Below are 6836 nucleotides of genomic sequence, written 5' to 3' on the forward strand. Positions count from 1 at the left end.
CTTTCCCTCTTCCGGGGAGAGGCTGTGGCGTATGGCAGGTCTTAAGCTGTTTGGTGACTCTAGAGGGGGGATCCGCCCCCTTTTTTCCTTTAGGGCTGCAGATAGAGGCGGTGCTGACGGATATAGTGCTCCACAGCAGGGGGCACCAGGTAGCGGATAGACCCTCCCTTTTGGATTTGCTGTCGCAGGTAGGTGGAAGAGAGCGTCAGGGTAGGGGCTTCCAGGATTTGGGCTTGGATGGGCAGCTTTGCGGCCACCGCCTGCAGCACCTGGGCGGCATCGCCGGCATCCACCCGTGGGGCAACAATCCAATGGCAGAGGCGGGCCAGTTCTTCCGCTTGATACCACTGGGGCAGGTCCCGCAGAGCATCCACGCCGATGATCCAGTACCACTGGGTATTGGGTTGCTCCTGGATGAGGGTGCGCAGTGTCTCGATGGTGTAGGAGCGCCCCGAACGGCGGATCTCCAGCTCTGAGCAGGCGAAGCGCTCGTGGTCGGCAATGGCCAGCTTGACCATCGCCAAGCGGTCGGCTTTGCTGGCGCCAGGGGCCAGAGGCTTGTGGGGGGGATCCCCGGCGGGCATCCACAGCACCTGATCCAGGTCAAACTGCCAAAGAGCTTGTTCTGCCATGATCAAGTGGCCATGGTGCACAGGGTTGAAGGTTCCGCCCAGAATGGCAATGCGGCGGTGCTTCATGGCTGCTGGCTCAGGTAGGTGATGGCATCCCGCAGCCAGTCTTCCGTTGGGCGGGGGTGAGTGGGCAGAGCTTGCAAGGCAGCCTGAATTTCCTGAGTGCTGTAGCCCAGGGCCAGCAAGGCCATTTCCACCTCTTCTCGGATGGGCATGGGCGGCCCTCCGGCCAAGGGTTGATCCGCAACTCCCATCCCCTGTCGCCAGTGGGCCAGCTTGGTTTTCAGCTCCAAGGCCAGCCGCTGGGCCGTTTTATGACCTACCCCCGGCGTGAGGGAGAGCAGGCGCACATTTTCGGTCACCACCGCCTGCACCAGCTCCGGCAGGCCGAAGGTATTCAGCAGGGCCAAGCCCAAAGCCGGCCCCACCCCCGAGACTTTGATGAGTTCCACAAACAAGTCCCGCTCGGCTGGCGAGCCAAACCCGTACAACACCAGCTCGGTCTCTCGCACCACCAAATGGGTGAACACCCGGACGGGCTCCCCCACTGCAGGCAGTTGCTTGAGAAAACGTCCTGGGGCCTTGACGCGATAGCCGATCCCCTGCACCTCAACGGTGAGGCTGCTGCGCTCTCCCCATTCGATGGCCACAAGGTGGCCGCTTAAAAACGCGATCATGCTGCGAGTTTAATCTGGGTTTGGGATGCTCTGCTCGACTGGAGCTCCAAAGTCGGCCAAGCAATCTAAAGTCCTTGCCAAAGGCTGCTTCCCTACAAGGCTATTTCACAGACCATTTCTCTACCTGTAGACTGTTCCCCATCCAGCTCTGTATTCTCCCTCATCCATGCCGATTCGCCCTTTTCCCATCGGCCAATGGCTTTGGATCCTGTTCTCGCTGGGGGTGCTGCTCTTTCTCCATCTTCCTCTGCTGGTGATCGTCCTTTATGCCTTCAGCCCCGATGAGGCGACCTTGCGCTTCCCTTTGCCGGGGCTGACCTGGCATTGGTTTGCCGTGGCCTGGGGGCGGGCCGATATTTGGCGGGCCTTGTTTTTGTCTTTGCGGGTGGCTGTGCTGGCTACCGGAGTGGCGGTGGTGCTGGGATCCCTGGCGGCAGCAGCAGTCTATCGCAGCCGATTTTTTGGCCGCGAGACGATCTCGTTTTTGGTGTTGCTGCCCATCGCCTTGCCGGGCATTGTCTCCGGGATCGCCTTGCGCTCGGCGATCCATTTGCTGCATATCCCTTTCAGCTTTTGGACAATTGTTATCGGCCATGCCACCTTTTGTCTGGTGGTGGTGTACAACAACGTGCTGGCCCGGTTTCGCCGCATGGGACGCTCTCAACTGGAGGCTTCTGCCGACTTGGGGGCCAATCCTCTGCAAACCTTTCGGTACATCCTTCTGCCCGAACTGGCCTCGGCCCTATTGGCGGGATCCCTGCTGGCGTTTGCCCTGTCTTTCGATGAAATCATCGTCACCACCTTCACCGCCGGCCAGCAGCAAACCCTGCCGATCTGGGTGTTCAGCCAGCTCACCAAGCCTCGGCAGCGCCCGGTGATCAGCGTGGTGGCTCTGGGGGTGATCGGCCTGACGGTGCTCCCCATTTGGCTGACCCATCATTGGACTCAAGAGAAAACCACAACTCGCTGATGGCTCTTTCCAACCTCAGGCAAGGTTTGCACTTGGAGGGATCCCTAAGTATTGGCCGGAGTCGCTGTAACAGCAAGGAAACGCTGGCCCTGGTTGATCGCAGAGCCCTTGTGAGAAAATGTAACAAGCATTTCATTTGTGAAAATTGAGGTATCTATGGCTGTCACTCGTGCCGGACGCGCCCCTCTCGTGCGGGGCAGCAGCGAGGGAAATCCTGCCAAGTTCATGGAAATGGCCAGCGCTTTGCTCAACACCCGCACCCGCCAAGGCAGCGGCAAAAAGGTTCAGGATCGCTCTTCCTACGGCAAGGCGGGCAACCCGCAAGAGTTCATGCAGATGGCCAGCGAATTGCGCCGATCCCTGGAGCAGCAGGGTCGGTAGCCAATCCTGTCCACCCCCAGGGGATCCCCGTCCAGTTGCCTAAGCTGGACGGTTTTCTTGCTGCTCCTCTCAAGCCAGAGGCGGCCAATCGCTTCTGAGGCCACTCACCGGTGTTGGATCCCGTTACAGGCCCAACTTCGAGTCCAGAGCTCCGCCCTTGAGCTTCTGTGCAATGAGCCGGCAGAAGAGCAGCATGTCAGGATGGGAAAAGTGCTCATCGGGGCGCTCTTGCCGGTGGACGTGATTGAGGCCAAGACGACATGAAAAACAAAGGCTTTTGGCTGGCCGGGATCCTGGGGGTAATCTTGGATCAGGCGACCAAGCACTGGGCAGTGGAACGGCTGCTGCCGGGGCCAGAGATTGAGCTGTGGCCAGGGGTGTTTCACCTCACCTACGTGGAGAATACCGGCGCTGCTTGGAGCCTGTTTGAAGATTCGGCAGAGCTCTTGAAGTGGATCTCGCTGGGGGTGGCGCTGGCGTTGGCGCTGCTGGCCATTCGCGGCGGGATCCTGGGCCGATGGGAACAGGCCGGCTATGGCTTGGTGTGGGCAGGAGCCGTGGGGAACGGCATCGACCGCTTCGTCAACGGCTATGTCGTGGACTTTTTCAATTTGATCTGGATTCGCTTTCCGGTATTCAACGTGGCGGATGTGGCCATCAACCTTGGGGTGGCCTGTCTGCTGATTGGTCTGCTACAGGACAACTCAAAGAAAACGGGATCGACTTCCGCCTCGCCCTGCCTGGAGAAAAAGCCCGGTCGCGACAGCACCCACTTTAAGGATTGACGAGCCGATGAACAGCCTTCAGGGATCCCTTGGGACGCTCAGGCCTTTGGCCAGGGGGATCCCTGGTCAGCTTGAAGGACTCCGTCCGCCTATTGCAAATGGCTGGCTTGCTGAGCCACCTGGCAGAAGCGCTCGACATCTGCGGGCAAAGTGTTAAAAGCCGTCACCAGGCGGATTAAGTGGTGACCTTCCCCCAGCCAGCGGTAAAACCGAAACCCCGCTCCCTCTAGGGCCTGGAGAACCGGCTCCGGCAGCTCGATAAAAACCTCATTGGCCTCGGTGGGATATACCAACCTGGCTCCCGGCAGGGATCCCAGTCCCTGCGCCAACTGCTGGGCCATTGCGTTGGCATGGCGGGCATTGCGCAGCCACACCCCATCCTGGAGATAGGCCTGCAATTGGGCAGACAAAAAGCGCATCTTCGAGAGCAGATGGCCACTGCGCTTGCGGCGAAACTCAAAATCGCCCACCTGATTTGGATGAAAAAACACCACCGCTTCCGCAGCCCAGGCTCCATTTTTGGTGGCCCCAAAGGACAGCACATCCACCCCCGCTTTCCAGGTCATCTCGGCAGGGGTGCAGCCCAAACCGACCAAGGCATTGGCAAAGCGGGCCCCATCCATATGCACCTTAAGGCCAAAGTGATGGGCCAAATCCGCCAGGGATCCAAGCTGCTCCAAGGAGTAGAGGGTGCCGGCCTCAGTGGCTTGCGTCAGGCTGAGGCAGGCAGGCTGCACGTGATGAACCACCCCAAACCCCGCCCGCTCCAGGGCTGCTTTTAAGTTGCCCCAGTCGATACGGCCTTGTTCCCCTGGGATCCCCACCAACTTGGCCCCACCTGTAAACAGCTCTGGCGCTCCACATTCGTCCAGATTGATGTGGGCCTCGGGATGGCAATAAATCGCCCCGTAGGGCGGGGTGAGCACCGAAAGGGCCAGGGCATTGGCAGCAGATCCTGTTGCCACCGGAAACACTGCCACTTCATGCTCGAAGATCTCGGCAAACAGCCTTTGCACCTGCGCTGTGCATTCGTCCCCTCCATAGGGCATGGCGGATCCCCTGAGGGCCAACAGGGCTTCCATCACCTCAGGACAGGCGCCTGTGACATTGTCGCTGCAGAAGTTCATGGCCTGGACAACTGGGGGATCTCGCCGAGGAAAGGTTAGGGCCAGTTTATTTCGCGCCAACCCAACCGGGATCCTCCAAAGTATCCCAGTCCCGACCTGCCTCTCCCTCAACCGTTTGCAATAGCGGGACAGAGTCCTTTTGGGGATGGGAAGGCGGCTCAGGCTGGTCGCGATAGCGGGACGGAGTCCTTTCGCAATAGCGGGATGGGGTCTTTGCACTCCACCACAACCCCAAAGCGGGCCCCAACCCCAACAACAGGCCCAGCCCCGCCGGCGCAACAATGCCGGAGCCCAGGCTCATCAACAGGGCAAAAGCAAAATTAGCTACATAGAGCACCAGCGGCCCCACCAACTGGCGGCGGTCAAGGATGGGTTGATCCTCGCCCCACAGCAGATTGGCCACCGTCATGAAGGCAGCCCCAGTCAGCATCCAACCCCCGAAGTTTTGCAACGGCATGCCGAAGAAGGGCCCCGGCTGAAACCACGTCCAAAACGGGATCAAGCCGCGGGTCATGGCCGGATCCAGCACGAAGTCCCAGGCGGTGAGCAGCAGGGCCCCCAACATGATGGCCTCGAAGTGGATCAACCAGTGGCGCTGGGTTTGCAGAGCCACACGCGCCAACAAATAGGACGACAACCCCACATAAAACCAAGACAGAGGGATGGTAAAAGGCACCAACCCGGCAATCTTATAGCCCAGCCCACTCAGGTAGCCATAGTTGCCAAAGGGGATCCCAGTGCTGGTACCCAACAGCTCACTGCCCAAGGAAATGCCCACCGCCGGGATCAAAAACATCAACAGGCGCCGCATCCCCAACAGCCGGGATCCCATCAGAGCTGCCGCCAGCGCACCGAACACCATGTAGGCCACGCCGCCATTGCCCATGCTCAAGGAGAAAGCTTGAAGGCCAATGGGGGGCAAACTGGCCACCCACTCAGGATGGGGTACAACCCAGAGCAACCCTGCCAACCCAAAAAGCAAAGACAGAATGTGCAAACCCAGAGCTAAGGCCTCCAGCCGCTGCCAAATCGAGCCAGACAGGGGCAGAACACTTCGCCCAACAGAAGACTGGAAAGGCAGGCTGACGAGAACACCAGAGGACGAGAACCAACGCATGAGAAACTCCCGAAGAGTGGTTAAGCGAAGCCGCTCTGTCTCCTTGCAACCCATACGGCGGCTGAGGGAAAAAGCGGATGGCCCCAAGAGAGAGCCTAAAGCCAAGAACAAGCCCGCTTGCTTGCAGGCCGGCCTACTTGGGATGGCCCTCTGGGCAGGGATGTCACCACCGCTAACGGTGACACTGCTGATATTTTGCTGTCTATTGTATCAATTCGTAAACATATCGCCCGTTTTTCCTCAGGTCTCCTCCCCGTCTTCGCCGCAGGGATCCCGGGTGGGGGTGTACGCCCAGTTGGCTCGTGCTGTGGAGCGCCAGGACTGGCTTCAGGCCCTGCAGCTGGTGGATCTGTTGCAGCAGCACACGGAAGATCCCGCCCAGCGTCAGGATCTGGAAGACTATCGGCTGGAGCTGGAAAAATATCGTTCTGCTTATGGGGATCCGCCGCCGCCCCAGTGGCCGTTTTTGCACAAGCCCTTTGTTGGGGAATTTCCTGTCACCAACCTCTTCGACCATGACTTGCCTTTGGGGGAGAGGGATGGCAACAGACGGTTTGTGAGTGGGCAAGGCCAAGTTTGGATCCCTGGCCCGCTGCACCCCTGTGGCAAAAGCGATGGCCATGCCGGTTATGACTGGGAGATGCCGGTGGGCACCCCGATCCTGGCCGCTGCCGCCGGTCGGGTCACCGTGGCCCGTGAGGAGCCGGAGTTTTTTTGCCCCGGCTTGGGCCGACCGGTCAGGGGGTTGCGGGTGCGCCTTCTGCACGAGCCAGAATTCTCCGATGGGGAGAGAGCAGACAGAAGAACCCTTCCCCGCTGGGAAACCCTCTACGCCCACCTCAGCCAAGTTGGGGTGCAGGAGGGGCAAGTGGTGGCCCCAGGAGAAATCATCGGCCTATCGGGAGACAGCGGCTGTGCCAGCGGGCCCCATCTCCATTTCGAGGTGCGTCGCTTCGACAACACCAACTCCGGCCAACCGGCTGCCGTCGATCCCTATGGGTGGTTTGGGTCTGGCCTGGATCCCTGGAGCATTCACCCCCTTGGGGCCGAAAGCCTGTTCCTTTGGCAGGTGGGACAAGCCCCCAGTTTGGGAGCTTGCTGGCAAGGGCAGCGATAGCCGAGACGGACATCCGCTCCACGCGAGACC

8 protein-coding genes are annotated in these 6836 nt (G+C 60.0%); 4 read left to right on the plus strand and 4 right to left on the minus strand.

Translation table 11 applies throughout. The features are described 5' to 3' along the window. Positions 1–89 precede the first annotated feature (89 nt). Together nadD and ruvA are read right to left on the minus strand one after the other, a co-directional pair. Positions 90–698, minus strand: a complete 609-nt coding sequence (gene nadD, locus NW820_RS08380) for a nicotinate-nucleotide adenylyltransferase (protein ID WP_011432197.1) — start codon at positions 696–698, stop codon at positions 90–92. Further along, complete coding sequence (gene ruvA / locus NW820_RS08385; protein ID WP_011432196.1) at positions 695–1309, minus strand: Holliday junction branch migration protein RuvA; 615 nt, start codon at positions 1307–1309, stop codon at positions 695–697. The genes nadD and ruvA overlap by 4 nt, the downstream gene beginning before the upstream one ends. 166 nt (positions 1310–1475) lie before the next feature. Between ruvA and NW820_RS08390 the strand changes: the two genes are divergently transcribed. The 3 genes from NW820_RS08390 to lspA all read left to right on the plus strand — a co-directional run bounded on the left by NW820_RS08390 (position 1476) and on the right by lspA (position 3445). Beyond that, a complete protein-coding gene (locus NW820_RS08390) occupies positions 1476–2279 on the plus strand; it encodes an ABC transporter permease (protein WP_414407227.1) in 804 nt (267 codons plus the stop codon). Positions 2280–2435: 156 nt separating this feature from the next. Beyond that, a complete protein-coding gene (locus NW820_RS08395; protein ID WP_148202686.1) occupies positions 2436–2660 on the plus strand; it encodes a hypothetical protein in 225 nt (74 codons plus the stop codon). Between the two features lie 260 nt (positions 2661–2920). Continuing rightward, positions 2921–3445 carry a signal peptidase II gene (gene lspA, locus NW820_RS08400; protein WP_414332043.1) on the plus strand — a complete coding sequence of 175 codons (525 nt, stop codon included), beginning with the start codon at positions 2921–2923 and terminating at the stop codon, positions 3443–3445. An 89-nt stretch (positions 3446–3534) separates the two neighbouring features. On the opposite strand, the gene NW820_RS08405 is transcribed toward lspA, so the two are convergent. Both NW820_RS08405 and cruF read right to left on the minus strand, forming a co-directional pair. Next, positions 3535–4632 (minus strand): threonine aldolase family protein, encoded by a 1098-nt coding sequence (locus tag NW820_RS08405; protein WP_414407228.1) that lies wholly within the window; start codon positions 4630–4632, stop codon positions 3535–3537. Further along, a complete protein-coding gene (cruF, locus tag NW820_RS08410) occupies positions 4619–5689 on the minus strand; it encodes a gamma-carotene 1'-hydroxylase CruF (protein ID WP_414407229.1) in 1071 nt (356 codons plus the stop codon). Before cruF ends, NW820_RS08405 begins: the two co-directional genes overlap by 14 nt. A gap of 277 nt (positions 5690–5966) precedes the next feature. Between cruF and NW820_RS08415 the strand changes: the two genes are divergently transcribed. Further along, complete coding sequence (locus NW820_RS08415; RefSeq protein WP_414407230.1) at positions 5967–6806, plus strand: M23 family metallopeptidase; 840 nt, start codon at positions 5967–5969, stop codon at positions 6804–6806. The last annotated feature ends 30 nt before the right edge of the window (positions 6807–6836 follow it).

The organism is Synechococcus sp. R55.7 (assembly GCF_047461955.1).
Classification (GTDB): domain Bacteria; phylum Cyanobacteriota; class Cyanobacteriia; order Thermostichales; family Thermostichaceae; genus Thermostichus.

What these genes read in the sequence shown, in the direction of transcription:
- cruF (WP_414407229.1), bottom strand. Translation starts at nt 5,689, where the DNA reads ATGCGTTGGTTCTCGTCCTCTGGTGTTCTCGTCAGCCTGCCTTTCCAG.
- NW820_RS08395 (WP_148202686.1), top strand. Translation starts at nt 2,436, where the DNA reads ATGGCTGTCACTCGTGCCGGACGCGCCCCTCTCGTGCGGGGCAGCAGC.
- lspA (WP_414332043.1), top strand. Translation starts at nt 2,921, where the DNA reads ATGAAAAACAAAGGCTTTTGGCTGGCCGGGATCCTGGGGGTAATCTTG.
- ruvA (WP_011432196.1), bottom strand. Translation starts at nt 1,309, where the DNA reads ATGATCGCGTTTTTAAGCGGCCACCTTGTGGCCATCGAATGGGGAGAG.
- NW820_RS08390 (WP_414407227.1), top strand. Translation starts at nt 1,476, where the DNA reads ATGCCGATTCGCCCTTTTCCCATCGGCCAATGGCTTTGGATCCTGTTC.
- nadD (WP_011432197.1), bottom strand. Translation starts at nt 698, where the DNA reads ATGAAGCACCGCCGCATTGCCATTCTGGGCGGAACCTTCAACCCTGTG.